The sequence below is a fragment of the Cupriavidus numazuensis genome, assembly GCF_905397435.1.
Classification (GTDB): Bacteria; Pseudomonadota; Gammaproteobacteria; order Burkholderiales; family Burkholderiaceae; genus Cupriavidus; species Cupriavidus numazuensis.
In genome coordinates this window covers 116,878-142,267 of record NZ_CAJPVI010000019.1, presented here as the reverse complement: position 1 = coordinate 142,267, position 25,390 = coordinate 116,878, and the positions used below count along the sequence as shown (strand labels likewise).

At 61.1% G+C, this 25,390-nt stretch carries 23 protein-coding genes and 1 pseudogene; 14 read left to right on the top strand and 10 right to left on the bottom strand.

The genetic code is table 11. From position 1 onward, the window contains the following. Window positions 1–864, bottom strand: a pseudogene (locus tag KHO41_RS17065) (heme utilization protein); the annotation flags it as partial. A 915-nt stretch (window positions 865–1,779) separates the two neighbouring features. Beyond that, window positions 1,780–2,583 carry a glycosyltransferase family 2 protein gene (locus tag KHO41_RS17060; protein ID WP_211954452.1) on the bottom strand — a complete coding sequence of 268 codons (804 nt, stop codon included), beginning with the start codon at window positions 2,581–2,583 and terminating at the stop codon, window positions 1,780–1,782. Window positions 2,584–3,667: 1,084 nt separating this feature from the next. On the opposite strand from KHO41_RS17060, the gene KHO41_RS17055 reads away from it, so the two are divergent. From KHO41_RS17055 to KHO41_RS17020, 8 genes are all read left to right on the top strand, one after another. Then, window positions 3,668–4,297, top strand: a complete 630-nt coding sequence (locus KHO41_RS17055) for a class I SAM-dependent methyltransferase (protein WP_211954451.1) — start codon at window positions 3,668–3,670, stop codon at window positions 4,295–4,297. Between the two features lie 61 nt (window positions 4,298–4,358). After that, the gene (locus tag KHO41_RS17050; RefSeq protein ID WP_211954450.1) at window positions 4,359–5,252 is read left to right on the top strand and encodes a hypothetical protein; all 894 of its coding nucleotides are present in this window, start codon (window positions 4,359–4,361) and stop codon (window positions 5,250–5,252) included. Window positions 5,253–5,363: 111 nt separating this feature from the next. Further along, the gene (gene rfbF / locus KHO41_RS17045) at window positions 5,364–6,137 is read left to right on the top strand and encodes a glucose-1-phosphate cytidylyltransferase (protein ID WP_211954449.1); all 774 of its coding nucleotides are present in this window, start codon (window positions 5,364–5,366) and stop codon (window positions 6,135–6,137) included. Next, on the top strand, window positions 6,128–7,204 hold the full coding sequence (gene rfbG / locus KHO41_RS17040; protein WP_376989104.1) for a CDP-glucose 4,6-dehydratase: 1,077 nt from the start codon (window positions 6,128–6,130) through the stop codon (window positions 7,202–7,204). Before rfbF ends, rfbG begins: the two co-directional genes overlap by 10 nt. A 21-nt stretch (window positions 7,205–7,225) precedes the next feature. Further along, complete coding sequence (gene rfbH / locus KHO41_RS17035) at window positions 7,226–8,566, top strand: lipopolysaccharide biosynthesis protein RfbH (RefSeq protein ID WP_211954448.1); 1,341 nt, start codon at window positions 7,226–7,228, stop codon at window positions 8,564–8,566. Between the two features lie 10 nt (window positions 8,567–8,576). Further along, window positions 8,577–9,617 (top strand): NAD-dependent epimerase/dehydratase family protein, encoded by a 1,041-nt coding sequence (locus KHO41_RS17030; RefSeq protein ID WP_211954447.1) that lies wholly within the window; start codon window positions 8,577–8,579, stop codon window positions 9,615–9,617. 7 nt (window positions 9,618–9,624) lie between these two features. Next, window positions 9,625–10,425: a transketolase gene (locus tag KHO41_RS17025; RefSeq protein WP_211954446.1), complete on the top strand. Its 801-nt coding sequence runs from the start codon at window positions 9,625–9,627 to the stop codon at window positions 10,423–10,425. Window positions 10,426–10,442: 17 nt separating this feature from the next. Further along, a complete protein-coding gene (locus KHO41_RS17020; protein ID WP_211954445.1) occupies window positions 10,443–11,339 on the top strand; it encodes a transketolase family protein in 897 nt (298 codons plus the stop codon). 261 nt (window positions 11,340–11,600) lie between these two features. On the opposite strand, the gene KHO41_RS17015 is transcribed toward KHO41_RS17020, so the two are convergent. The 8 genes from KHO41_RS17015 to KHO41_RS16980 form a co-directional block, all read right to left on the bottom strand. Then, window positions 11,601–12,242, bottom strand: coding sequence for a riboflavin synthase (locus KHO41_RS17015; protein WP_211954444.1), 642 nt, complete (start codon window positions 12,240–12,242; stop codon window positions 11,601–11,603). A 64-nt stretch (window positions 12,243–12,306) separates the two neighbouring features. Beyond that, a complete protein-coding gene (gene ribD / locus KHO41_RS17010; RefSeq protein ID WP_211954443.1) occupies window positions 12,307–13,422 on the bottom strand; it encodes a bifunctional diaminohydroxyphosphoribosylaminopyrimidine deaminase/5-amino-6-(5-phosphoribosylamino)uracil reductase RibD in 1,116 nt (371 codons plus the stop codon). Window positions 13,423–13,469: 47 nt separating this feature from the next. After that, window positions 13,470–14,027, bottom strand: coding sequence for a GspH/FimT family pseudopilin (locus tag KHO41_RS17005; protein ID WP_211954442.1), 558 nt, complete (start codon window positions 14,025–14,027; stop codon window positions 13,470–13,472). Between the two features lies 1 nt (window position 14,028). Next, window positions 14,029–14,496: a type IV pilin protein gene (locus KHO41_RS17000; protein WP_211954441.1), complete on the bottom strand. Its 468-nt coding sequence runs from the start codon at window positions 14,494–14,496 to the stop codon at window positions 14,029–14,031. Beyond that, on the bottom strand, window positions 14,493–16,328 hold the full coding sequence (locus KHO41_RS16995) for a pilus assembly protein (protein ID WP_211954440.1): 1,836 nt from the start codon (window positions 16,326–16,328) through the stop codon (window positions 14,493–14,495). Before KHO41_RS16995 ends, KHO41_RS17000 begins: the two co-directional genes overlap by 4 nt. Beyond that, window positions 16,325–16,867: a pilus assembly PilX family protein gene (locus KHO41_RS16990; RefSeq protein WP_211954439.1), complete on the bottom strand. Its 543-nt coding sequence runs from the start codon at window positions 16,865–16,867 to the stop codon at window positions 16,325–16,327. Before KHO41_RS16990 ends, KHO41_RS16995 begins: the two co-directional genes overlap by 4 nt. A gap of 44 nt (window positions 16,868–16,911) precedes the next feature. After that, window positions 16,912–17,787: a PilW family protein gene (locus KHO41_RS16985; RefSeq protein ID WP_244873870.1), complete on the bottom strand. Its 876-nt coding sequence runs from the start codon at window positions 17,785–17,787 to the stop codon at window positions 16,912–16,914. Between the two features lie 38 nt (window positions 17,788–17,825). Continuing rightward, window positions 17,826–18,170 carry a hypothetical protein gene (locus KHO41_RS16980; RefSeq protein WP_211954437.1) on the bottom strand — a complete coding sequence of 115 codons (345 nt, stop codon included), beginning with the start codon at window positions 18,168–18,170 and terminating at the stop codon, window positions 17,826–17,828. 407 nt (window positions 18,171–18,577) lie between these two features. On the opposite strand from KHO41_RS16980, the gene KHO41_RS16975 reads away from it, so the two are divergent. The 6 genes from KHO41_RS16975 to KHO41_RS41690 are packed head-to-tail and all read left to right on the top strand — an operon-like array spanning window position 18,578 to window position 25,380. Then, the gene (locus tag KHO41_RS16975) at window positions 18,578–19,213 is read left to right on the top strand and encodes a GspH/FimT family pseudopilin (RefSeq protein ID WP_211954436.1); all 636 of its coding nucleotides are present in this window, start codon (window positions 18,578–18,580) and stop codon (window positions 19,211–19,213) included. Further along, complete coding sequence (pilV, locus tag KHO41_RS16970; protein ID WP_211954435.1) at window positions 19,207–19,791, top strand: type IV pilus modification protein PilV; 585 nt, start codon at window positions 19,207–19,209, stop codon at window positions 19,789–19,791. Before KHO41_RS16975 ends, pilV begins: the two co-directional genes overlap by 7 nt. Beyond that, entirely contained in the window at window positions 19,764–20,585 is an 822-nt protein-coding gene (locus KHO41_RS16965) for a PilW family protein (RefSeq protein WP_211954434.1), read from the top strand. The genes pilV and KHO41_RS16965 overlap by 28 nt, the downstream gene beginning before the upstream one ends. Further along, entirely contained in the window at window positions 20,586–21,212 is a 627-nt protein-coding gene (locus KHO41_RS16960; protein ID WP_211954433.1) for a pilus assembly PilX family protein, read from the top strand. Further along, a complete protein-coding gene (locus KHO41_RS16955; protein WP_211954432.1) occupies window positions 21,209–24,892 on the top strand; it encodes a pilus assembly protein in 3,684 nt (1,227 codons plus the stop codon). The genes KHO41_RS16960 and KHO41_RS16955 overlap by 4 nt, the downstream gene beginning before the upstream one ends. Then, window positions 24,889–25,380, top strand: a complete 492-nt coding sequence (locus KHO41_RS41690; RefSeq protein WP_211954431.1) for a type IV pilin protein — start codon at window positions 24,889–24,891, stop codon at window positions 25,378–25,380. Before KHO41_RS16955 ends, KHO41_RS41690 begins: the two co-directional genes overlap by 4 nt. The last annotated feature ends 10 nt before the right edge of the window (window positions 25,381–25,390 follow it).

The window sequence follows — 25,390 nt, the reverse complement described above, 5'->3', positions numbered from 1 at the left end:
GCTCAGAGCCGAAGCCTGTGCGGTGGTCAGGGCATCGATTTCCGCGGTGCTCAGCGCAGTGACCTGGGTCGTGTTCAGCGCGCCGACTTGTGCGGTCGTGAAGGCGCCGACCTGGCTGCTCTTGAGGCTGGTCACGTCCAGCGCGGCGATCTGGCTGGTCTTCAGGGCTGCCACGTTGTCCGTGGAGAGAGCCTGGAGCTGGTCGGAACCCAGGGCCTTCAACGCGCCGGTGCTCAGTGCCGAAGCCTGGGCGGAACTCAGGGCATTGATTTCGGCGGTGCTGAGCGAAACAGCCTGTGCCGTGGTCAGAGCCGTCACCTGCGCGGCGCTGAAGGCGCCGACCTGGCTGCTGGAGAGCTTGTTCAGGTCAAGGGCTGCAATCTGGCTGGTCTTGAGCACGGCAATGCCGGCGGTACCCAGAGCTTGCAGCTGGTTCGATCCCATGGCCTTGAGGCCGGCAGTGGGCAGCGCGGCGATCTGAGCCGTACCCAGGGCGGCGATTTCAGCCGTCGACAGCGTCGCGGTTTGTGCGCTGCTGAGCGTCGCCATTTGTGTCGACGACAGCGCACCCACCTGCGTGCTGGTCAGATTGCCCAGATCCAGCGCAGCAAGCTGGCTGGTCTTCAACGCGGCAATGTCGTCAGTCCCGAGGCCGACCGCCTGGGAAGACGTGAGAGCGGCGACGGCAGCGGTGCTCAGCGTCACGATTGCCGATGCGCTGATGGCGCCCAACTGGTCCGAATTCAGGTTGGCGACCTGCTCTGTCGACAGCGCCTGAACATCCGCTGTCGACAGGGAGTGCATCTGCGCAGTTGTCAGGGCCGCAATTTGGGCCGCCGACATCGCGGAAATGATTGAAGGCATCTTGTTTCCTTACCCCAGATTTGAAATGAATGCGTCCGGTTCACTTGTTCGCGGCGCCCGCGACCTCGTTGCCGTGCAGCTCAATAGGAACATCGGCGTTACACCAATCCCCACTGGGTGATCGGCGCATCTCTCAAAAACTTTAGGAAGCGAGGGTGGCTGGAAAGAGGGGGAAAGGTGGGGGGGGACTTGTGGAGGCTGGAAATCTGTCGGGCGGTACACCGGGTCGTCCGAGGGCTCATTTAAATCCGAGGCCGTCTGCGCAAATGGATAACTGGTTTTGACGGATGCTGGTCTCGGAGCTGGAAGGCAAGATCGGAAATGAGATTGAATTGAGGTATGCTGATTTTCGATCCATTTCTACATGTCAGGGGAGGATATATGGATCCGGTTTTGTCGAGTTCCGATGGCGTGCTCTTTGGATATTCTGGTTCCCGGTAGGAAATATCTCGGCTCTGATGGTGCCTGACGATCAGGTCGATATATCTCCTGGAGATAATTGAGTGCGCTTCAAAGGATTATGTGCATGACTTTATCAGTGGCCTGAAAAATCTCATCCATCTTGAGGGGTGCCAAGGATGAGTTGGTGAAATTCAGTAAAATGTTGCCCGAAAACCCTGGATTGCCGAATATCCATTCCGATGTAATGCATCAGAGAATAACGGAGTTGGCCGGATTTTCGACCCGAAGCGGTGGGGCAGGTGCAGGCGAATCTTCCTTAGCCCCTCTATCTCGTTGTTCTTGGTGTCAAATGCGATAGGTGTGACCGCATCATTCGCAACAGTTCGGTTACCCGCATTGGCTTCCGGGGATTATGGCCGCCGTGTCTTCACGCGCGGTGAGGGCGCCGGGCGACTGCCCGCTTTTCGTGAGATTCGCACATTGTCGCAAATCCGGGCAGTCGGCCATGGTCGTCTAGAGTACTTCTGCCGGCACGATCATGCCAACCTGCTGCAGGAGGTTTGTCCGCTGCTGACGCACGATCTCGCTTGGCGCAGGGCGACGACGATAGACGTACAGGTAATCCAGGACGGCGTTGAAATTGGTCGCATCCGTGCTGCTGCCCCGTCGGTCGGTAGTTTCGTCCCGGACCTCAAATACAATCGAGCCTTGAATTGGAATGTGCCGCGGCATTTCTTTCTCGAACATTGCGAGCTGGAAGTCCCAGTCTTCGTATGCGCGCATGTGTGGGTCGAATCGTGTGTTTCCAAGCAGGCGGCGAGGAAATGCGAAGCATGACATATGAACCTGATTCTTTACGAACACCAGTTCATTGAGATTGTTTCTCAACTCGATCTTGTCTTCAGCCGTGACATCAAATTTAGGATTGGTTCGACTTTCCGTGACCACAGAACAGTCAAAGTACAGAAATTCGTCTTTCCGGACTTCGTCCAGGCTGGCTAGTCTGACGAGCAGGTCGGGGCTCCATGCGTCATCATCATCCAAAAACATGAGATACCGGCCCGAGGATACGGAAATGCCAAGATTTCGGCTCTGGGATGGACCGGGAGCGCCATTTCTGCGGATCACCATGTCATTCTTCCCGAGCAGCCTGAAGCAAACCTCGTCACTGGCAAAGTCTGCGGCATCCGATATGACGATTACCTCGTACGGAAATGGACACTCCTGGAGCTTGATTGACTTAAGCGCTCGTTCGAGCAATGCGGGTCGCTTGTGGGTCGGGATGATAATCGAGAGGAAAGGTGCAGGAGATTGCATTTTTATTCGATCGTCAAAAATATAATGCTACGGTGTGTGGAAGCGTGACCTATTTCTTTGCCGGGATCCTGACCCTTGAGCTCCCACGAAGCCAATCCGCACTTGCCATGGCTGCCGTGCACGAAAGAGCGACAGACGAGAGGAAGGTCTGCGCCATGGACAGCACTGCATAGGTGGGAAGTCCCCCGGGAAAACTGGCTGCGGCGTCCCTAGAAAACCTTGCCGCCGCGCTCATGACGCAGGCGACACGTGGACAGGCCCTTCCTGTTCGGTGTTGGCTGGCATAGCGCACCCCGGTCTGAGCCGCGCGACTGGCTGCGAGGCAGGTTTCACTCGCGGGACGGGCAACCGAAGCCTGGTTTTCCACAAGTCTCGCATTCTAGGTGGGCCACGCAACGCACCATCGGTTGATTAGCGGGGGATAGGTGGGTCTATTGTCCTTTATGTGACCCAAATCGTTGACTGTAGGAGCGTGCTGCTGAGAAGGGGTGGCTAAATCAAATCCAGTATGTCAGCGAGCACCAGGACATCACAGCATCGTTTGCAGTATGCCCAAAGGCTGCCGCCGAGATAACCTGCGGGTGAGGTGCTTCTTTCATAACTCCGAGGCGAGGCAGGCGGGTGGCAGCGCGCTGCCAGTGCACGTAGCCCGAAGCGGAGTTGCTCGGAGCATTAGGCGGCACATTCCTCGCCTCTACGACCTTGTGCGCTTGCGCTTAACCCCTTGGCTATACCTCACCTGCCGTCTGCACAGGCCAAGCCAACGGCAAGCAGCCCGTAGCCTGTCCAGGAAAACTTGACCGCCACAAATTGATACCGATTTACCCCGCTCTTTACCCGATGGCGAGGCCGACCATGTCCGTATGATCCAGCGGCACAACAAGTCTCGAGGCGCTGGGCTCGCGTGCGTGTTGCAGGCGCCGGCCCAACTTGATGGCGACTACATCGACGGTCGGGAGTGGTATTCCAAGCAGCGTTAGAAAGTCTTTCGAGATCAATATTATTGATAATCGACGCGGCAAGGCAAGCAGCTCTTTCGGCATATCAATTTCAAGTGCGGATGCACCAATAAAAAACCAAGAGCATGGAAAATATCAGGGATCTTTCCAATACGTTCAAAAAATATAATCTTGGGTGCGGGGACAAGATATATAAAGATTTTCTCAACATTGGTTACTGGCAGCACCTGGAGCGCGGTCAGTTGTATACGGGCATGAATGGACAAGATGGTTCGTACATGCTCAACCTCGATCTGAAAGAAGGGATTCCGGCTCACGACGGTTCTCTGGATCTTGTCTATCACAGCCACATGCTGGAGCACCTTGGTTATCTGGATGGCATTGCCTTTATCCAGGAATGCTATCGCGTCCTGGCCCCGGGCGGGAAAATGAGAATCCTGGTGCCAGATCTCGAGTTGTGGGCAAAAGCCTATCTCTCAAGTGACAGATTCTTTTTGGAAGAGTATCAGAAAGTTCTTGATAAAGATCTGTACGTGACGGATGCCGCAATTTTCATGGGTATGCTCCATAACCACGATCATAAATGTGGTTATGATTTCAAAACCTTGACGTGGGTACTTGAGCGCGCTGGCTTTGCCGGGATCAGAAGGACTTTGTACGCGAGCAGCGTTTATATCGAGAATGTCTCGGAAATTGAACCCTACGATGCATTGCGGGCAATGGAAAGCCTCTGCGTGGAATGTGTCAAGAATTGACGTGATTGGTAACAATACGTTTATCTGCTGACGCCGTCGATTCTTCCGCATGAGTTCTGTTATGACCAATTTTATCGTTGTCGCGCCACGTTATTCCGCTCGTTCTGGTGGAATCATGGTTCTGCACGAGCTCTGTACCGCCCTTAACAAGCTTGGTCATCAGGCCGGCTTGGTTCTAATCACCGAAGGCTCGCAGCAAGACCAGGGATTCAAATTTGGTTACTCGAACGCAGCGGAGTTTCTCGACCCTGTTGGCAGTCATTACGACTTCTTCTCCGGAAGGGATGCCGCCGAGGTTGACGAGTTCGTGCGCAATGCATGCATTATTTACCCGGATATTATCAAGGGAAATCCGCTGAACGGGCGTAACTTTGTTACCTATGTATTAGGAAAACCCGGTTTCCCGATCGAGTCTCAATTTGTCCTGGCTTATTCCGAAATTTATATTGAAAAATCGGACTATGTCTTGTTCAAGCCATTCGTCAGCGAGTGGATGCATGCGCGTGACACATTGCATTGGACGCAGCGTAAGCTCAACCTGACCTATGTGGGTAAGGGGCAGGAGTTCGCGGAATGCAGCACTATCCCAGGAACCGTGCTAATCGAGCGCGATTGGCCCAAGGACAAGCGGCAACTCGCGGCCCTGTTACGCAATTGCAAATACTTCTTTTCCTGGGACTCCATTTCGGCAACCAATATCGACGCGGCCCTGTGCGGGGCAGTACCTGTTCTCATGCAAGACGCACAGATTCCGCGAAGCGAAATTGATCAGTTCGAGCTCGGTGCATTGCCTCCGGTGTCGTACGAGGCGGGAATGGAAGACGCGATTCCGTCAAATCTGGCGGAGATAGATGCCGCTTTGGCCAACACGCAGCACCTCGCGCATCATTTGCTGGCGTCCTGGCAGGATCGCGTTCAGGGTCTGGTGCATGCGATCCAGCTCAAGCTGGAATAAAGCGACGGACTCATATTCCAGAGCGCATTGCGCCTTCGGTCACGATTGTGTGGCAATAGTCGTGAAAATCTACAGGCGCGCTAAGGTTTTTCCTTCTAAAGAAATATGCATATGAAAGCGGTCATTCTGGCGGGAGGGTTGGGCACACGGTTAAGCGAAGAAACGTCCATCCGTCCCAAGCCCATGGTGGAAATTGGTGGAAAGCCGATTCTCTGGCACATCATGAAGATGTACTCGTGGCACGGCATCCACGATTTCATCATTTGCTGCGGCTACAAGGGCTATGTGATCAAGGAGTATTTTGCAAACTATTTTTTGCATACGTCCGACGTCACCTTCGACATGCGGGACAACTCCCTGCATGTCCACGAGAAGCGAGCCGAGCCATGGAAGGTCACGCTGGTAGACACAGGGGAATCATCGATGACGGGAGGGCGGCTGAAGCGGGTTGCCGACTACGTCAAGGATGACGAAGCATTTTGCCTGACCTATGGAGACGGCGTAAGCGATGTCGATATTGGCTCGACAATCGCGTTTCACAAGGCACATGGCAAGACTGCCACGCTGACGTCGACTTGGCCTCCGGGTCGGTTTGGCTCTCTCAATATAGAGGGACAGCAGGTATTGAGTTTCAGGGAAAAGCCGAAAGGCGATGGCGCCATTATCAACGGCGGATTTTTCGTCCTGTCGCCCAAGGTTCTCTCCTATCTGGGGGGAGATGAAACAGTCTGGGAACAAGAACCCTTGATGCGGCTGGCGGATGAAGGCGAGCTCATGGCGTTTCATCACGAAGGCTTCTGGCAACCCATGGACACCCTGCGAGACAAAACGATGCTCGAGGAGCTGTGGGCTGGCGGCAAAGCCCCATGGAAGAAATGGGACTAGCCATGGCGACAGTCGATGCTACCTTCTGGCGGGGCAAGCGAGTATTCCTGACAGGCCATACGGGCTTCAAGGGTAGCTGGTTGGGCCTCTGGCTGCAGTCGATGGGCACGGAAGTTCATGGCTTCGCCTTGCCCTCGCCGACTAAACCCGCGTTGTTCACCGAGGCGCGTGTAGGGGAGCATATGGCCAGCACGTTCGGGGATATCCGGGACTACTCGGCTGTTCTGACTGCCATGAAAGCGTTTCAACCCGACATTGTTCTGCACTTGGCCGCGCAGCCCCTGGTGCGCTATTCATACCAGGCACCCGTCGAAACCTACGCAACCAACGTGATGGGCACGGTGCATATGCTGGAGGCCGCCCGTCACGTTGGCAGTGTACGTGCGATCGTCAATGTGACGACCGACAAGTGCTACGAGAACCGCGAGTGGGTCTGGGGTTACCGGGAAGACGAGCCGATGGGGGGGTATGACCCCTATAGCAACAGCAAAGGGTGCTCGGAACTCGTGACTAGCGCCTACCAGCGATCGTTCTTTGGGCAGACGGGTATCGCGTTAGCGTCGGCACGGGCGGGCAATGTGATCGGCGGTGGCGATTGGGCGATGGATCGCCTGGTGCCAGATATTCTGCGGGCCTTTGAAAAGGGACAACCAGTCATCATTCGCAACCCTCATGCGGTTCGTCCATGGCAACACGTCCTTGAACCGCTATCCGGGTACCTGACCTTGGCCGAACGTTTGTACCAGGATGGCACAAAGTTTGCCGAGGGCTGGAATTTCGGACCATCCGATGAAGACGCCAATCCTGTCCAATGGATTGTCGAACACCTGGCACATCTCTGGGGGCAAGGCGCAAGCTGGCAACTCGACGATTCGAGCCAACCTCACGAGGCCCATTATCTGAAGCTGGACATATCCAAGGCCAAGACGCGCCTTGCATGGAAGCCACGCTGGAGCCTGTCCACCGCACTTGGCCGGATTGTGGATTGGCACCAGACCTGGCTGGCCAAAGGCGATGTTCAGGCGATGTGCCACCAGCAGATCGCTCAGTACCAGAATTGTATTTAATTACGCCCGGAAAATTGCTTCATGATCGCGAACATTCAGTTTACACCCAGGTCTCCAGATGCCATTCGCAGGGAGATAGCTGATCTCGTCCAGCAATATGCGGACATCGTCTATGCCCCCACGCCGTTCATTCCAGGTGAAACTCCGGTCCCGGTCTCGGGCAAGGTGATTGGCGCCGCGGAGCTCAAGAACATGGTTGACGCGAGCCTGGATGGTTGGCTAACGACCGGACGCTTCAATGCGATGTTCGAGGAGCGCCTGGCCAGGTATATCGGCGTCAAGCATCTCATTACGGTCAACTCGGGGTCATCGGCTAACCTGGTCGCATTCTCGACGCTCACGTCCCCCAAGCTGGGGGAGCGTGCCATCCGGCAGGGAGATGAGGTCATCGGTGTTGCGGCGGGTTTTCCGACCACAGTCAATCCGATTATCCAGTTCGGTGCCGTGCCCGTGTTTGTTGACGTCGACCTGGCCACGCACAATATCGATGCAGGAAAAATCGAAGCGGCGATCTCGCCCAAGACCAAAGCCATCATGCTTGCCCACTCCCTGGGCAACCCCTTTAACCTCGAAGTGATAACCGCCTTGTGCAAGAAATATGGGCTCTGGTTGATCGAGGACTGTTGCGATGCATTGGGTGCGACCTACCGTGGCCAGATGGTGGGCACGTTCGGGGACATCGGTACACTCAGTTTCTATCCGGCCCATCACATTACCATGGGCGAAGGCGGAGCAGTCTTCACGAATAGTGCCGAGCTCAAGCAGATCGCGGAATCCTTTCGCGATTGGGGGCGCGACTGTTATTGCCCTCCCGGCAAGGACAACACCTGCAATAAGCGTTTTTGCTGGAAGCTGGGTGATCTCCCTGAAGGCTACGATCACAAATATACATACAGCCATCTCGGCTACAATCTTAAAATCAGTGACATGCAGGCGGCATGCGCGCTGGCCCAACTTGACCGTTTGGACGATTTCATCGCCTCGCGTCGGGCCAATTTCGACTATCTGCGCGAACGTTTGAAATCCTGCGAAGAATTCCTGCATCTCCCAGAGGCCACGCCCGGCTCCAACCCTTCGTGGTTCGGCTTTCCTCTCGTCTTGAAGGATTCGGCCAACACCCGCCGCGTTGATCTGCTGAGCTATCTGGATCAAAACAAGATTGGGACCCGTTTGCTTTTTGCCGGAAACCTGACCCGTCAGCCGTATATGGCTGGGAGAAACTATCGCGTCAGTGGCGAACTGGTCAATACCGATATCGTGATGAATCAAACCTTCTGGCTGGGTGTCTACCCCGGCTTGAGCACTGAGCATCTTGACTTTATCGTGACCAAACTGGAAACGTTCTTCGGGCTCAATTTCTGAACGATTAGATATGGGCACCCTCCCTTGTACCGAAGACCTTGCCCACGCCGTTGAAGTCGTGGGCGCCGAGGCATGGCGCGCACTCTCCGGTCAAAGAATTTTTCTGACCGGCGGCACGGGTTTCATCGGCAAATGGCTGATCGCCGTCTGGCAGTATGCGGACCGCCAACTGGCCTTGGGCAGCGAGCTCGTGGTGCTCAGTCGCGACCCGGCGGCCTTTCTCGAAGCGGAGCCGCATTTCGCCGGGGTACGCGGCCTGACCCTGGTGCGCGGCGACGTCCGGCACTTCGATTTTCCGTCGGGATCATTCGCGCGCGTCATCCATGCGGCCGCCGATGTTGTCGCACCAAGTACGCCCCTTGAGACATTCTCGACGAGCATCGATGGAACCCGCCGGGTATTGGATTTCGCACTGTCCTGCGGCGCAAAACAATTCTTGCTGCTTAGCTCCGGAGCAGTCTATGGGAGGCAGCCGCCCGAACTCGCATCGGTTAGCGAATCCTACATGGGGGCGCCTGATATAGCCTCTCCAGGCTCCGCCTATGGCGAAGGGAAGCGGGTAGCCGAGTGGCTCACGCAGGTAATCTGCCGCAGCCATGATATCCACTTCTCCATTGCACGCTGTTTTGCCTTCGTTGGCCCGTATTTGGCGCTGGACAAACAGTTTGCGGCAGGCAACTTCCTGCGGGATGCCATGGTACGCAGGGAAATCGTTGTCCAGGGAGATGGGACCCCTTACCGAACCTACCTCTACGCCGCTGATATGGCTGCATGGCTATGGGCCATGCAGCTGCGTGCAGCCTCTGGCGCGGTCTATAACGTTGGCAGCCCCGAAGCCATTTCCATTGGCAATCTAGCTCACAAGGTCAACCAGGTGCTTGGCTCGCCGGCAGGGGTACGTATCATCCAATCGCCTCGTCCGGACCGGCCGGCCGAGCGTTACGTGCCCAATGTTGATCTGATTGTTAAGGAACTGGGTCTGCAACATCCCATTCCCCTCGACGATGCGCTTGAGCGCACAGCTCGCTGGCATCAACAGACATGCCGGTGAACTCTCCATGACTAATACTCGATCCCTCGCCCGTGTAGTACGCCGTCAAGCCCTTGAAATGGTTCACCGGGCCAAGGCGTCGCACATTGGTAGTGCATTGTCTATTGCCGATATCGTATCGGTACTGTACGGACGCGTAATGCGATTCAACGCGGCGGACCCCGGAGCCGCCGATCGCGACCGTTTTATTCTTAGCAAGGGTCACGCTTGTGTAGCCGTCTATGCGGTATTGGCCGAGTGCGGCTTTTTTCCGCGCGACGATCTTCGTCAATACGGTCAGGACGGGGCGATCCTGATGAACCACGTCAGTCATAAAGTTCGCGGCATAGAGTTCTCAACCGGCTCCCTCGGCCATGGCTTGCCGTTCGGTGTGGGCAAGGCGCTCGCGGCAAAACGCCAGAACAAGGCCTGGCGGACATTCGTCCTGCTAAGCGATGGTGAGTGGGGAGAGGGGAGCAACTGGGAAGCCTGCCTGTTTGCCAGTCATCACAAGCTTGACAACCTGACAGCGATCATCGATTACAACAAGCTGCAAAGTCTCACCACGGTAGAGCAGACGCTGTCCCTCGAGCCGTTGGCTGAAAAACTGCGTGCATTTGGCTGGTCGGTCCGAGAGGTCGATGGCCATGACCACGATGAGTTAGCCACCGCATTGGCCAGTACGCCGTGGGAGCCAGGCAAGCCGAATATTCTCATCGCCCATACTACCAAGGGAAAGGGTGTGAGCTTTATGGAAAATGCCGTCAAGTGGCACTACAGCAGTCCGAACGACGAGCAGTTGGCGCAGGCCCTCAGCGAGCTGGCCTAGTGTTCGGGAGACGATAGATGAGAAATGCATTCATTGAAGAACTGGTCACGCTGGCCACAGAGCATCCGCATATTGCTCTGATTGTGGGCGATCTGGGCTATTCGGTGATCGAGCCCTTTGCCGACCGCTTTCCGGATCGATTCATTAACGCCGGAGTCTCAGAGCAAAATATGACTGGCCTGGCGGCCGGAATGGCCTCCGAGGGATACCATGTCTTTACGTATTCCATTGCCAATTTCCCGACCTTCCGCTGCGCGGAGCAAATTCGCAACGACATTGCCTATCACAGGCTACCGGTCACCGTGGTTGCTGTCGGTGGAGGCTTGGCCTACGGTGCTCTTGGCTACTCACATCATGCCGTCCAGGATTACGCATTGATGCGATCCATGCCAAACATGTTGATTGCGGCCCCGGGCGACCCTCTGGAAACCCAGGCCTGCATGAGATATCTCATCGCCAATCCCGGACCGTCGTACCTTCGTCTGGGAAAAGCGGGAGAGCCTAAGTTCCATACGCAGGTGCCAAAGGTTCAACCGGGTCAATGGTTGAAGGTGAGAGAGGGTGATCAGAAGGATGGCGGGCAGGCATTGCTATCAACGGGCGCAGGCCTCGCTGCCGCCATTTCAAGAGCAGAAGCTTGCGATGGCACCAAACCTTGCGTGTACTCGCTGCCGCTCTGGGGAATGGACACCAAAGTCAGTCAGCCCGCACAAATCCAGCCTTTCTCTTCTGTCGTAACGCTGGAGGACCATTTGCGTGATGCAGGCTTTGGCTCCTGGCTGCTGGAATCCGTCGCTTCCGAGCCGAGCCTGCTGCCCAGGTTGTCTGCAGTCGCGCTGGATCCGCTCGTATGCGGTACGGTCGGCTCCCAGGCCATGCTGAACGCATTGGGTGGGTTAACGCTCGTCCAGTGAGCCACCGAAAGCCGGGCTCTTCGCCAACGCACGACTGCGTCATCGATGCGATTGCTTATCGATCGATGCACGGTATGGGCAAAGACCAAGTCCGCGCATCAGGTGGACGCCAACCATGTGGCGCTGCACGGTATCCGTGCAGCGCCACGCGCGCAAGTACTTGGCGACGGCCAACTCGAACCACGATTTGCCGGTGGCCCCAATCTGCTGCAGCGCGACTTTAGCCCTGCAGAGGTTGACAGTTGATTGCGGGAAATCGAATCAAATCAATGGTTTCTCTGCGTCAGCAGACGCCGACAACATCCGCTCCACATACCGCGCGATCAAGTCAATCTCCAGATTCACCCGACTGCCCGCCTTGAGTTCCTGCAACGTAGTCACTTCGACCGTATGCGGAATCAGGTTGATCGAGAACACGCAGCCATCGGCTTCGTCGGTGACACGGTTGACGGTCAGCGACACGCCGTTGATCACGACCGAGCCCTTGTACGCCAGATACCGGCCCAGTTCGCGCGGAGCGCGGATGCGCAGCTCATGCGATTCGCCAACCGGGGCAAAGTGCACGACTTCGCCGAGACCGTCGACATGGCCAGAAACCAGATGCCCGCCGAGGCGGTCCGCCAGTCGCAGCGCCTTTTCCAGATTGACGCGGCCCGCCAGTTCCAGACCCACGGTCTTATTCAGGGATTCGCGGGAGACTTCCACGTCGAAGCTGTCGGCAGTCATGGCGATCACGGTCATGCAGGCGCCCTGGATGGCGATGCTGTCGCCGATGACCACATCCGAAAGGTCCAGGCCGCCAGCCGCGACGTGCAGGCGCACGCCAGTGTTGTCGGCGCTCTCTGCGCCGAGCGGGGTGACGGTCTCGATGCGGCCAACGGCCGCCACAATGCCAGTAAACATGATGTGTTCTCGAAAGTTCGGGTGTTGGTAACCAGCGCGGCTGGCGCGCCGTCGGTAAGTTGGGTCAGGCGTCGCTGCGACGCGCGATCAGGCGCAGGTCCTCGCCGATCTGGCGCACATCGTGCCAGCGGAAGGCGGCGGCATCCTGCAAACGGGACAGCGGCGGCAAGTTGAACATGCCTTGCGCGTCGCCGAGCAGCTTGGGCGCCAGGTAGATCAGCAGTTCGTCGGCGCAATGCTCGCGGATCAGCGAGCCATTGAGCTTGAAACCCGCTTCGACGTGCAGTTCGTTGATGCCGCGCCGGCCCAGTTCCTCCAGCATCTTGCGCAACTCGACCTTGCCGTGCGGATTCGGCAATACCACGACTTCCGCGCCACGGGCTTCGAGCGCGTGGCGGCGTTCCCGGTCGTCCACCGCGCTGAACACCAGTACCGGCTTGGCGAGGTCGCCAGCGTCGGGTGTCAGGATGTGTGCTTCAAGCGGCACTTCCAGTCGTGAATCGACCAGCACGCGCTGCGGCTGGCGCGGCGTTGGGATAGCCCGCACGGTCATCTGCGGATTGTCGTCGCGCACCGTGCCGATACCGGTCAGGATGGCGCAGGCGCGCGCGCGCCAGGCGTGCCCATCGTCGCGCGCGGCCTGGCCGGTGATCCACTGGCTCGTGCCATCGTGCAGGGCGGTACCGCCGTCCATCGACGCTGCGACCTTGACCCGCACCCACGGCAGGCCACGCGTCATGCGCGACACGAAGCCGATGTTGAGGTCACGTGCTTCCTTTTCCAGCAGGCCACAGCGCACGTCGATGCCGGCGTCGCGCAGCCGCTGCAGGCCACGGCCGGACACGCTCGGGTTGGGATCTTCCATCGCCGCCACCACGCGCGCGATGCCGGCGCGTACCAGCGCGTCGGCGCAGGGGGGCGTGCGGCCGAAATGGCTGCAGGGCTCAAGCGTCACATAGGCGGTGGCGCCAGCGGGGTCGATGCCGCGCGTTTGCGCATCCTTCAGGGCCTGGATTTCGGCGTGATCCTGTCCGGCCGGCTGGGTGAAGCCCTGGCCGATGATCTGCCCGTTCTTGCTCAGCACGCAGCCGACGCGTGGATTGGGGGTGGTGGTGAACATGCCTCGCGCTGCAAGCGCGAGCGCTTGCTGCATGGCGGCGTGGTCGGAATCGGAAAACATTTGGCCGGTGACTCTTGCCCGCTGGGCGTTGGGTGTGCGTGCCGCTGTCAGGGCGGGGCAGGTTCGCCCGATGCCTCGCAGTCCTTGTCATGCTCGGGCGTGCAAAGGCGGATCCGTCCTTGCGCTCCCATGCGAACCTGGCGCTGCTCGCCGCGGCAGCTGAGCGTGAAAGTGGCGGCCTGAAATCCGCCTTGCTCAGACCGAGAGTATCCCACAGCTGTGAATCGCAGGATGTTGCTGGCGCGTGCGGTCTGGCGCAGGAAGACGGCGAGGCACGGGGCGCCGAGCTGGACCACGGACACGGCGATGGCACGCTGCCCGGTTTGGCGGGCCCCGGTTGTGGCCACGAGTTGCCAGCCCTGGTCCAGCGTGGTGTTGCCATCGAGCGGTTGCAGGGCAACCTCGGCCCGCCGTGCCATGGCCGTGCTGCGCGCCTGTGCCAGCGAAGCCGCCAGCCTGTCCGCGGCGACGGCTACCTGATGGCGAGCCATCAGCACGTCGATGGCCTGATAGGCGGCCACCGCCAGCACGGCGACGATCGACAGGCAGACCAGCAGCTCGGTCAGCGTGAAGCCAAGCCGCAGGCGAGGTGCGGGTTGCGGCATATCAGCAGTCGGGTCCTGGATAAGCCGCCTGCGTCATGCCCGGCGGATGGGTCAGCCATTGGCCGGTACTGCGCAGGATAAGCACGCCGCAGCGATGGTCTGCCTTGACCGGTGTTGCCCGGACTTCGACGCAGGCGTCGAGTCCGGCCTGAGGGCATGCGGCCGCCGTGATGATGTGGCGAGGACTGTCTCCTTGCGGCACCGGTCGAGGCCAGCTGCCCGCGGCGATATCGCCGCCCGGCTCGCGTGCGAACGTCATGGCACCCGTGGCATGCTGCTCGAGTTCCAGCATCGTGGCGACCAGCTCGGAGCGGGCCTGCGCGCGCCAGCCGCGCGCAAGGTAGTGCTCCCATGACGGTACGGCCAATGTGGCAAGGATGGCCAGCATGGCAATCGTGATCAACACTTCGATCAGGGTAAATGCCCGCTGCAGCAAGGCAAAGCGTACTGATGCAATGGCGCGCTTCACGGGATGTCCTGCTGAATGGGCGCCACGATTTCCCGCCAGCTGATACGTCCGGTACGGCGGGTGGCCATGACTGTTGACTGGAGCCGGACAGACGTTCCGTCCACGGACCACAGCGTGACCGTGTGGGCCTGCGCGCCGCTTGTTCCCGAAGGCGCTTGCGGGGGCGGTCCCGGGACACTGGTCGCCACAAAGGACGCCGCAGAGCCGGCCGCTTGCCCGGTCACGAACGTCTGGAGCGGCGCGCCATCCCGGGGCCGTCCCGCGGATTCGCCCGTCGCCGCCAGTACAAGGTAGGCCCGCTGAAATCCATCTGCGGCGCGTGTCGTGAACTGGAGATAGCCCGGAAACACTTCCCCAAGCGTATCCAGCTGTTCCCCGGCATTCGGCAGCCTCAGGTGCCATCCGGTGCCGCCTTGCCCTGGCATGGCGCGCAGCAGAAACCCTCCGCCAGCGGGCTCGGCGATGATGCGAGCCGGGACGCCGCCAGGTCGAGAGGGAATGGCCGCGACTTCACCTCCTTGGCTGAACACGATGAGTGGCGAAGCGGAGGCGCCGAGGAGCAACGGGGGTTCCGCGCGTTTCGATTTGCCGGCCGCCGGGAGCTTGTGCCGGCATGTCGGGGTTTCCAGTGCAAGGCGTCGGGGCGCCCGCGGCACCGGAAAATGCCAGAGTTGGCCGCTGTCGTCGGCGGCATAGATGGCCTGCGCTATGCCCGTCATGTCGCTCAGAATGCTGACACCTGTAAGCGTCGAGGTCGTGGGCGAACCAGAGCAATCGCGTTCGGGCAGCGGCCAGGTCAGCGCGGGGCCGGCCGCTTTCTCAAGCGGTATCAGTGCCAGGCCTGCACGGGAAGCGCCAGCATCCACCGTGGTGATCGCGAACCAACGAGGCCCTTCGTCGTAGGCAAACGCGGCAGCGCGAACCGGGCCGCGGGCGGACAGCGGCAGCGCAGGCGTTGCAGTCAGTTCCCAGATCAGGCGGATTGGCGCGACATCCGTCGGATTGCTGATGTCCAGCACGAATGCACCGGCCGCGCTGCCCCCCTCGTCCGCGGCAGGGATCCCACAGAGCAACACGGTGCGCCATTCACGATGCATGACGACATCGGCGGCTTCCGGCCGCGGACACGGTACCGGCGCCAGCGCGCCCCTCGGATCAGTCATTACACCTGCCAGCGGCAGCAAGGCTCGCGGCATGTAGGCGACAAGCTCGTCGCCTGTGGTGGCCCTGAACCCGTGAAGCCATGCGTCCGTGGTGCCCAGCCAGACCGTGTGCGGACGAGTGCGATGGCGTTCGCGGAACGCGGCATGGCCGGCTTTCCCCGGTTGCCAGACTGGCGGTGGCACGACCAGCACGCGCGCACCGCGGGCATTGGCCAGCCGGGTTTCGCGCGGGCGCAATGCGGCGTTGCCGCGTTCACCGCGCAACCACGCCAGTTTGTCCGCGCCGGATGCTGTGGTACTTGCGCCCTCGGCCATTGCCTGCTGACTAGCCGCATCGAGTGCGGACCACTGCAGCGGAACAAGGCGTTCCGACTCCAAGCCAGCGGGTGCGATCGACGTGTAGAGATGCCGGGACGTAGTCGCGTTAGTGTCGAGCCGTGCGCCGGCTTCCCACAGGGTCGTGTGAGGTGTCGGCTCCGACGTTCTCGCCAGCAGGGGATTCCAGGCGAGCGCACGCAGGTGGCCTGTCCATGGGTAGGCGCCAGCCTGCGCGAGGTATGCCAGCGGGAGATTGCCGGCGGGTTGGTCGACGATTCCGGCCCACGCGGCCGCCGAAGCTGACGAAAGCAGCCAGGACAGGACCCAGGCGATGACGTGCCGCCGGCTCATGGCTGAATCACGCTCTGGACCACAGCAGTGGTGTCGCGGTTGCGGCCGAAACCAATGGCGGTGACGCGAAGGCGCGGCATCGCAGTCTGCCGGCTGTATTCCATGGGCGCAGCGCCATCGCCAACCAACTCGGCAACGTAGCGCGGCGGGATCGACGTGCCGGCGATACCTTGGGGCAGGGCGGGCATCGTCTTTCCGGTGAACGTGCCAAACGGCACGCCAATGTCATCGGTGGACGCCGAGCCTGACAGCCATGCCTGCCAGACGGGCAGGCTGCCGGTGGCAGGCACGCAGATTCCGGCCTGCATGCCTCGGCCGCACGCCCCGCTTGCCGGAACGGGATCCAGGCGGTCTGGCGGACCGTTGCCCGCCATGGCTGCCATCAGATCGGCCTCGCCATCGAGCAGCGCCACTTCGGCGGCCCGGAATGCGATTTCCCGGTCAAGTTGCAAGCCGGCAAGCTGGCGGCTGGAGAGCAGGAATTGCAGCGTGGCAGTTGCGGTGAGCACCGCGAGCAGCAGAAGCGTCGCGGCAAACATCAGCGTCGCACCTCCATGTGGGCGAGGGCAGGGCTTGTGCGCGGCTAGCACAAGGTCTCCTGACACCGAGGGGCGTTCCGCAGGCGGATCGTCGTTGCGAAGATCCGCGACGTGTATCGGCCATGTCCGGGCAACCTGTCGTAGAGGTCCGTCATGGCGCCAGCGCCGGTGACCTGCATGCCGCTCGGGGCTGCGCCACGCCGTTCCAGCCTGAGCGCCAGCGCTACCTGAACCGCGACGACACGATGCCACGCGTCTTCGCCCATGGCCGTGACCTCGTCGGCGCGCAGGAAGGTGTCGGGAAGCCGGTTGCCGCGGGTGTCGACACCGTAGCGTATCTGCATCGATTCCACGCCTCGCACGATCGCCCCGGATGTCCATCCGCTGCCGTCGATGCGTCCGTTTCGCCGTGCTGGATAGCGGCAAAGCAACTGAGGCTCGCCGTCGCTGGCGATGGCGACGTAGAAGAGATTCGCGGTAACGTAGTCCGTGTCGACGGATGAGTCGGTGCCCTGGGCGGCAACGGCATAGCCGCTGCAGTCGATCATCGTCTGGTCGGACAGGCTGGCGTCGCTGGCCTGCCCGCTGCCGCTGAAGCGGACCAGCAGCGCGTCGCTGCCCGCCACGCCGGATTTCCCGCATCCCGGTACTGTTGCGATCGATGGCTGGCCGCAATCGTCCGCGCCGCTGATCGCGGGCTGGGCCGGGGCCTTGCCAGTTGCATCGGGAACCCAGCCGCTGTGCCGGATCAGGGTGGACAGAATATTGAGTGCGCGCTGCCCGCGCTCCTCCAGCAAGGTTCGCTCGGCGGCGGCAAGATATGCCGCGCGACATAGCAGAAACGCGGTGCCTGCCACCGCAGTGACCAGCAGCCCCAGTGCCAGGCCGACCATCGTCTCGGTCAGCGTGAAGCCATCCATCCGCGGACTGCCCCGATAGCCAGCGGGCATGCGTGATCTCATGGTTGCAGCCATAGTGCAACGCCGCGCAATGATGCCGACGCCTCCGGCTCGCCGACCGCCAGTCCTGCCATGGCTAGCCTGCCGGTACGCGGGCCTTCGGCCGAGACCGCATGGGATCGGTTCATGGGGGCTACGGGCATGCCCGAGATTTCCGCGGCTTCCCCGGCAGACCGGACCGCCTGCGCGAGCTGTTCATGGCCACGCAACCACGCCAGGCCCGTGGTCCCAAGGCTGGCCAGCGGAACCAGGCCAATGCTGACAACGGCCAGCGCGCAGAGCGATTCGGCCAGAACATGGCCGCGGCCGGTGCGCTGACGCAGCGGTGAAGAGCAAACCTGCATGGCGATTAGCGATAGCGTGAGGAGACCGTCAACGTACCGCCCGGCAGGCCGACGGTCCGTGGATAAACGTAGCGAGACTGGCAAATTTGGTTGCATGCCGCGGCCGTTGTACGGCTTCGACATTTGAGGAATGTCCTCTTGCCAAGTGCTATTGACATCGCGTAGCGAGTTCCCCCACTATGGCGGGGTATCATCAGAGCCGCATTCTGGTAGACATTTTCCTGACGTACGTCTGCCGGCTTCGATCGGCCAATAACAGAATCAAAAGAACGTATTCGGGTGGGTTGCAGCGCCGCTCCGGCAGAGAGCGCCTGCTACCGCAACGGTTTCTACCGGGGGTCACATGAATTGGGTCATCTCTATGCATTGCCAGAAGGCATTGCCGGTCGGCGTCCGGTTGCGCTGACATGGACTGCCTTTCTCGCGCCCGGCTGACCGGGCGCGGAGGGCGTTTGCCGCCGGTCGGCCGCGAGCAGAAGGCCGGCATCGGTGGCATGCGTGCCTCGCGCCCGCGTATTGTCCGGCCGCTTCGCGGCTTCACGCTGATCGAACTGATGGTGGTGGTATCGCTGATCGCCATCACGATGTCGTTCGCCGTGCCCTCGTTCCAGGGGTTTCTCGATCGCGCGCGCACCGACGGCGCGGCGGCCGAACTTGCCGGGCTGCTGTCGCTCGCGCGCAGCGAAGCCATCCGCCGCAATGCCCCGGTCACGGTTTGCCGTGCCACGGCGGCCAATTCCACGACCTGTGCGCAGGATTCGCAGGCGGACTGGTCAGGGCGGTGGATTCTCTTCCAGGACACGAACAACGATCAGGTACGCGCGCCTGCCGAGGAAATCATCCGCGTGCATGAGGCGGTCAATACCGGCCTTGCCGTGACGCTGGCCGCGCCGCTGCGCTCTATTCAGATCACGTCGCGCGGCTATCTGTTCGCGGACAGTGCGCTGGCTTTCCAGGTTGCCGCTTCCAGCTCCGATCGCCGCAACCTGAACGTCTGCGTGTCCCGCGCGGGCCGTGTCGACCAGAGGACCGCAGCATGCTGAACTCGCGTCCCCTCCCGCGCCAGTCCGGTGCCAGCCTGATCGAAGTGCTGATCACGCTGGTGCTGGTTGCCATCGCCCTGCTCGGCATGCTGTCGCTGCAGGCCGCATCGCTGCGGTACCGCGCGGGAGCCAGCGTTCGATACAGCATCGTCGATGCGGCCACGGATCTTTCCGAACGCATCCGCGCCAACACTTCGGGGCTGGGCGAGGGGAGCGATTTCAACGCTTACCTGAGCGCGCTGAGTGTGCAGCCGCCCGCGGCACCGGCCAAGGACTGCAGCAAGGTCGTCTGCGACGGCAATGAATATGCGGCCTGGGATGTCTCGCAATGGTGGACGTCGATGACCACGCAGCTGCCTGGCGCTGGCGTGGCATCCTGGACGTCGCCGGACGTCAGCGCGGCGGCGGGAACGATTCCGGCCGGGTTCGTGAGCTATCGGCTCGAACTGTACTGGAAGGACCCTTCGACCTCCGATGTGTCGGTCGGCTGCTCGAAAGCCGCGACGGACTATTTCATCACGCTGCCCGCATTCGATGCCAGGGGGGTCACATGCGCCACCATTACCCTGCGGCCCTGAAGCGGCGTCGTTCCAGCCGCGGGCGCTCGCTCGTGGAGATCATGATCGCGCTGGTCATAGGCCTGCTGCTGCTCAGCTCGATCAGCGCCTTCTATCTGTCGAGCCAGCGCAGCAGCCGGACCCAGGAAGGACTGCGCAGCGCCGACGACGGCGCGCGCTGGGCCTTGTCGGTGATCGGCGAGCAGTTGCGCCTGGCCGGCCTGGGCCGCGTCGACCTGTCGCTGCTTGGTGCGCGGCCCGTGACGTTCGACAGTGCGCCGGTACAGGGGTGCGACGGCGGGTTCTCCAACGTGGCGACGGGCGCTTGCATCGCGGTCGCGAACAGCAACCCGGACGCTGTCACGGTCCGCTACCTGCGCATTGACGGCTCCTTGTCCAGCACGACCGATTGCAACGGCCGCGCGATACCCGTTGCACGTGCGATGGCGGAAAACGCCTTCTACGTTGCGGGCAATACGCTGATGTGCAGGGGATCGGACCAGAACACGACTGCACTGTCGACGCCCGAACCCCTTCTCGAGAACGTGCAAGACCTGCAGCTGACCTATGGGCTTGCGCAGGACGCGGACTCGGCCAACGTGACACAGTACACGCCGGCAAGCGGCATGGTCGCGGCAGACTGGAACCGCGTGGTCAGCGTGCGCGTATGCCTGCTGGTGTTCGACGCCACGGCGGTGAATGCGGACGTTGCGACGACCTACCGCGACTGCAACGACGCGGTGCAGAACGTTGCCGACGGCCGGGTGCGCCGCCGTTTCTACAGCAGCTTTGCGCTGCGCAATCGGGTGGGATAGATGAGCAAGCATCGGGCAAACCTTCGGCTCCCGGCGTCGGGCGGCAGGCGCCATGCGAGGGGCGTGGTGCTGGTCGTGGCGCTCGTGCTCGTCGTGGTCATCTCGCTGCTGGCTGCGTGGAGCATGCGCGGCAGCCTGTTCGATGAACGCCTGGCCGGCAACAACCGCGATCACCAGGTGGCATTCCAGGCGGCCGAACTCGGCCTGCGCTTTTGCGAGGGCATTGTGGTCACGGGACAACCGGCAGCACTGTTCAACCGGATGTACCGCAAGGACATGAGCAGCGTGGTGAATGCCAGCGCGCCTGTCCTCGACAGTGCGGGCAACCTCAAGCTCGGCTATCTGGATGCCAGCGGCAAGCAGTTCTGGGAAGTGCCGACCAACTGGGATACCAGCGTGAACAGCGAACCGAACACCAATGTCATCGTCGTCCCGGCGACCAGCGGCGTGACGCTGAGCGAGGCGGCCGCCACGCCAAGGTGCTTCATCGAGGAAATCCGCACCCCGTCCCGCGTGCGCAATCCGCAGACGGGCATGCCGATCAACATTCACTATCGGATCACCGCGCTGGGCACCGGCATCAATGGCCAGACCCAGGTCACGCTCCAGTCGGAGGTACGGCAATGACAGGCTATACCGGATATACCAAGGCGTTCCGCAAGGCTCTGGCGGCGACCCTGGCAGGGCTGATGACTCTGACGCCCGTGGCGACAAGCTTTGCCGCGGTGTCGCAGCAGCCGCTGATCTTCGCGACATCGATCGCCCCGAACGTGATGTTCACGCTGGATGACTCGGGCTCGATGATGTTCGAGATCACGCCCGAGAGCCTGTCGCCGAACGGTACGGAGACCAACTGGGACCTGACGCCGGACAGCGGCGGCTGGCTGATCTACGCATTCCCGCTGCCATCCGGCGGGCAGGTCTATTCGGCGAATGGTTCCGTCTATTCGGGCAACAAGGCGTCGGTCGTCAATTTCAGCAGCACATCGCTGGCGGCGGCGCGATACAGGACGGCGGCGCTGAACGTCTCCTACTACAACCCCGACGTGACCTATCGGCCGTGGTACGACCCTTCCGGCAATCTCAAGAATGCAGATCCGACGAAGGCCTACTACAACCCGATGATGACCAGCAACGGTTCCATGAACCTGACGCAGGACAATACCGTCACGGCGTACTGGCTCAGCGACGATGGCAAGAGCTACTCCAGCAAGTCGGTGAAGTTTTATCCCGCGCTCTACTACCGCTACGACTCGACGCTGTCGGGCTGCAATAACAGCACCTCGAACCTGAAGTGTTTCAGCCGCATCGAGATCCGCTCGGGCTCCACGTATGCGCAGAGTGGCAAGCGTACCGATTGCGCGTCGACGACTGCCTGCACCTACGCCGAGGAAATCCAGAACTTCGCCAACTGGTTCCAGTATTACCGCTCGCGGATCCTGGCGATGCGCGCGGCCGTCGGGCAGGCGTTCGCGTCCCAGAACCAGTCGATCCGCGTCGGCTATACCACCATTAACGACAGTACCAAGTCGGGAACCAGCTCCTACACGGGGATCAAGCGGCCCGTGGCGCCGTTCGACGATACGAGCAAGGCTGCTTTCTACCAGGACTTCTATTCGCTCGACATCACCGCCAACGGTACGCCGCTGCTCGGTGCCATGGATACGGTCGGCAAGTACTTCCAGAACAATTCGCAGCCGTGGATCGAGTCGGCGGGAAGGCCGGAAAGCGCGTGCCGTGCCAGCTATCACATTCTCTCCACGGACGGCTATTACTCCGACTCCACGTCAGTCGGCGACGTAGACAGCACCAAGGGTTCGAGCATCGCGCCAGTATCAGGCACCGCTTATCAGTACTCGCCAAAGAACCCCTACAAGGATGGCTACAGCAATACGCTCGCGGACGTTGCCATGAAGTACTGGGTCAACGATCTGCGCAGCACCGAGAACCGTGTGCCGACCAACGCGCGCGACGAAGCCTTCTGGCAGCACCTTGTCACGTTCACGCTGGGCGTAGGCGTGAAGGGAACGCTGGAGTCGGCCCCGGCCAACCAGCCCAGCAATCCCAATACGCCGCGGGCCGACGTGCTTTCCGCGATCCTCGACAAGCTGAAGGCGGGTACGATTTCCTGGCCCAAGGCTTCGACCAGCGACCAGACCAAGATCGATGACCTGTGGCACGCCGCCGTGAATGCGCGCGGCGACAACTACAGCGCGGGCGACGCGTCCGGGCTGACGGCGGCATTGAACAATGCGCTGTCGCAGATCGCATCGCGCAGCGGCTCGTCGTCATCGGCCGCGACCAATTCGACCACGCTGAACACCGACACGGCGCTGTTCCTGACGCGATTCCGCTCCGGCGCGTGGACCGGCGAACTGCTGTCGCAAGCCTACAACCCCGACGATCAGGCCTTCTCCACGCTGAACTGGAACGCGTACCAGCAAATGCCTGCGGCCACGGCCCGCAGCATTTACACGTGGTCCGCGGGCACCGCGCCGGCGGGCAAGCCGTTCACCTGGGCCAGCGATACGGACACCTCGCTGTCCACGACACAGAAGACTGCGCTCGGCGGCGACAAGGCAATGGTGGCCTACCTGCGCGGCGATACTACGCTGGAAAAGCGCAACGGCGGCAAGTATCGCGACCGCGTGACCGACAACGGCACCGGCACACTGGTGTCGAACATTCTTGGCGATATCGTCAACTCGTCGCCGATCTACGTGAAGGCAGCCGATTCGGGTTATGACTTCCTGAAGTCCACGGAAGGGCGCAGCTACTTCTCGTTCCTGTCAAACAATCGCACCAATCGGCGCGCCATGATCTACGTGGGCGCGAACGACGGCATGCTGCACGGATTCGATGCGCTGACCGGCGTCGAGAAGTTCGCCTTCATGCCCAACCAGGCGATCGTCGGCGGAAATGCCGTGAAATCACTGGCCTCGCCGGACTATATCCATCGCTTCTTCGTCGATGCGACGCCTGCGTCAGGAGATGCCTACTTCCAGCGTGCCAGCGAGACCTCGGCCAGCTGGAAGACCGTGCTTATCGGCGGCATGGGTTCAGGCGGCAAGGCGATGTTTGCGCTCGACATTACCGATCCGGCGAACTTCGACGCCAGCAAGGTCATGTGGGAGATTTCGGGCGACACCGAGACCGACCTTGGATACACCATCGGCACGCCGGTGATCGGACGCCTGAACAGCGGCAAGTGGGTGGCGATCTTCGGCAATGGCTACGAGAGCGGGTCGGGCAAGGCGGTGCTCTATGTCGTCGACCTTGCCAATCCCTTCGGTACCGGCGGCATCCGCAAGATCTACGCGGATCCGAAGGAAACGGCGACATCGGGCAATGGCAACGGCCTTGGCAGTCCGGAAGTGGTGTACGACACCAACCTCACCATCCAGGCGGCCTACGCGGGCGACCTGAAGGGCAGGTTGTGGAAATTCGATCTCTCCGACACCAATCCCACGGCATGGGCCGCCCGCATGGGCACCACGCAGGGTGTGCCGCTGTTCACGGCGGTGGACGGCGTGAACAAGACGCCGCTGGCGCAACCGATCACCGCCGCGCCCACGGCCCTGATCAATCCGAAGGATCCGAAAAAGGGGTTCCTGCTGACCTTCGGCACTGGCCGCTTCTACGACACCGCGGACTCGGGCGCCACCGGATACAACTCGGTGTATGGCGTCTGGGACGATTCGGCAACCTCGGCCACGCGGGCGAATCTACAGTCTCAGACGCTGACCTCGGGGACCATGACCGTAGACGGCGTGTCGCGCACGGTGTACACGCTCACTGGCACTACGGTTGACTACACCAAGCAGAAGGGTTGGGTCATCGACTTGCTCACCCAGGGCGAGCGCGTCGTCGTGAAGCCAAAGGTGGATGCGGAGCGCCTGGTGATCACCACGCTGACGCCATCCACCGACGAGTGCGTGGGCGGGATCAGTTCCAACCTGCTGGATTTCTCTGCACTGAACGGTTCCGCGTTGAGCTATTCGGTACTTGACGTCAACAGCGACGGCAAGATCGATGCCTCGGACAAGGTGACGAACTCCAGCAACAAGATCCTGGTTGTCTCGGGTGTGTCCCAGCAAGGCAACTTTGGCTCGACCATCTTCCTCGGGGGCGGCGGAGGCGGCGGTGGGGGAGGGGGCGGCGGTGGAGGCGGAGGAGGTGGCGGCGGTGGCGGAGGTGGCGGTGGTCACCTGAAAGTGGCCAGCGCGACGACCGGCGAGGTCATCAGCGTCGTCGAACAAGGCAACGTCGCACGCAACCGCCTTTCGTGGAGGCAGATTTCCCAATGAACGCACGCACTCTGGCGCGCCGGGCTAGCGCGGGCTTATGCCGCGCCCGGCGCCTGGCTCAAGGCATGACGCTGCTGGAACTGATGGCTGTCGTGGCCATCCTCGGCATCCTGGCCGCGATCGCCATTCCCAACTACACGGAGTATGTGCGGCGCGGCTACCGCGCCGACGCGCGCGGCATGATGACGGAAGCCGCGCAGGTGCTGGAGCGGTTCCGCTCGGTCAACGGGCGCTACAACCAGGACGTAGGCGGAAATGCCTTTGCATTGCCGGCCGGGTTACGGACGTCGCCGCGCGACAGTACGCGCGTGCGCTACAACGTCTCGATCGTTGCCAATTCGCTGACCGCGAACAGTTATCTGCTCCAGGCCGTTCCCGTAGATGCCACGGATGCCTGCGGCACCTATACGCTGGATCAAGCCGGCACGCGTCTGAATACCGTTGGCGCGAACCCGGCGGCGTACCTGCAGAATTGCTGGGAGCGCTGAGCGGAAGCGG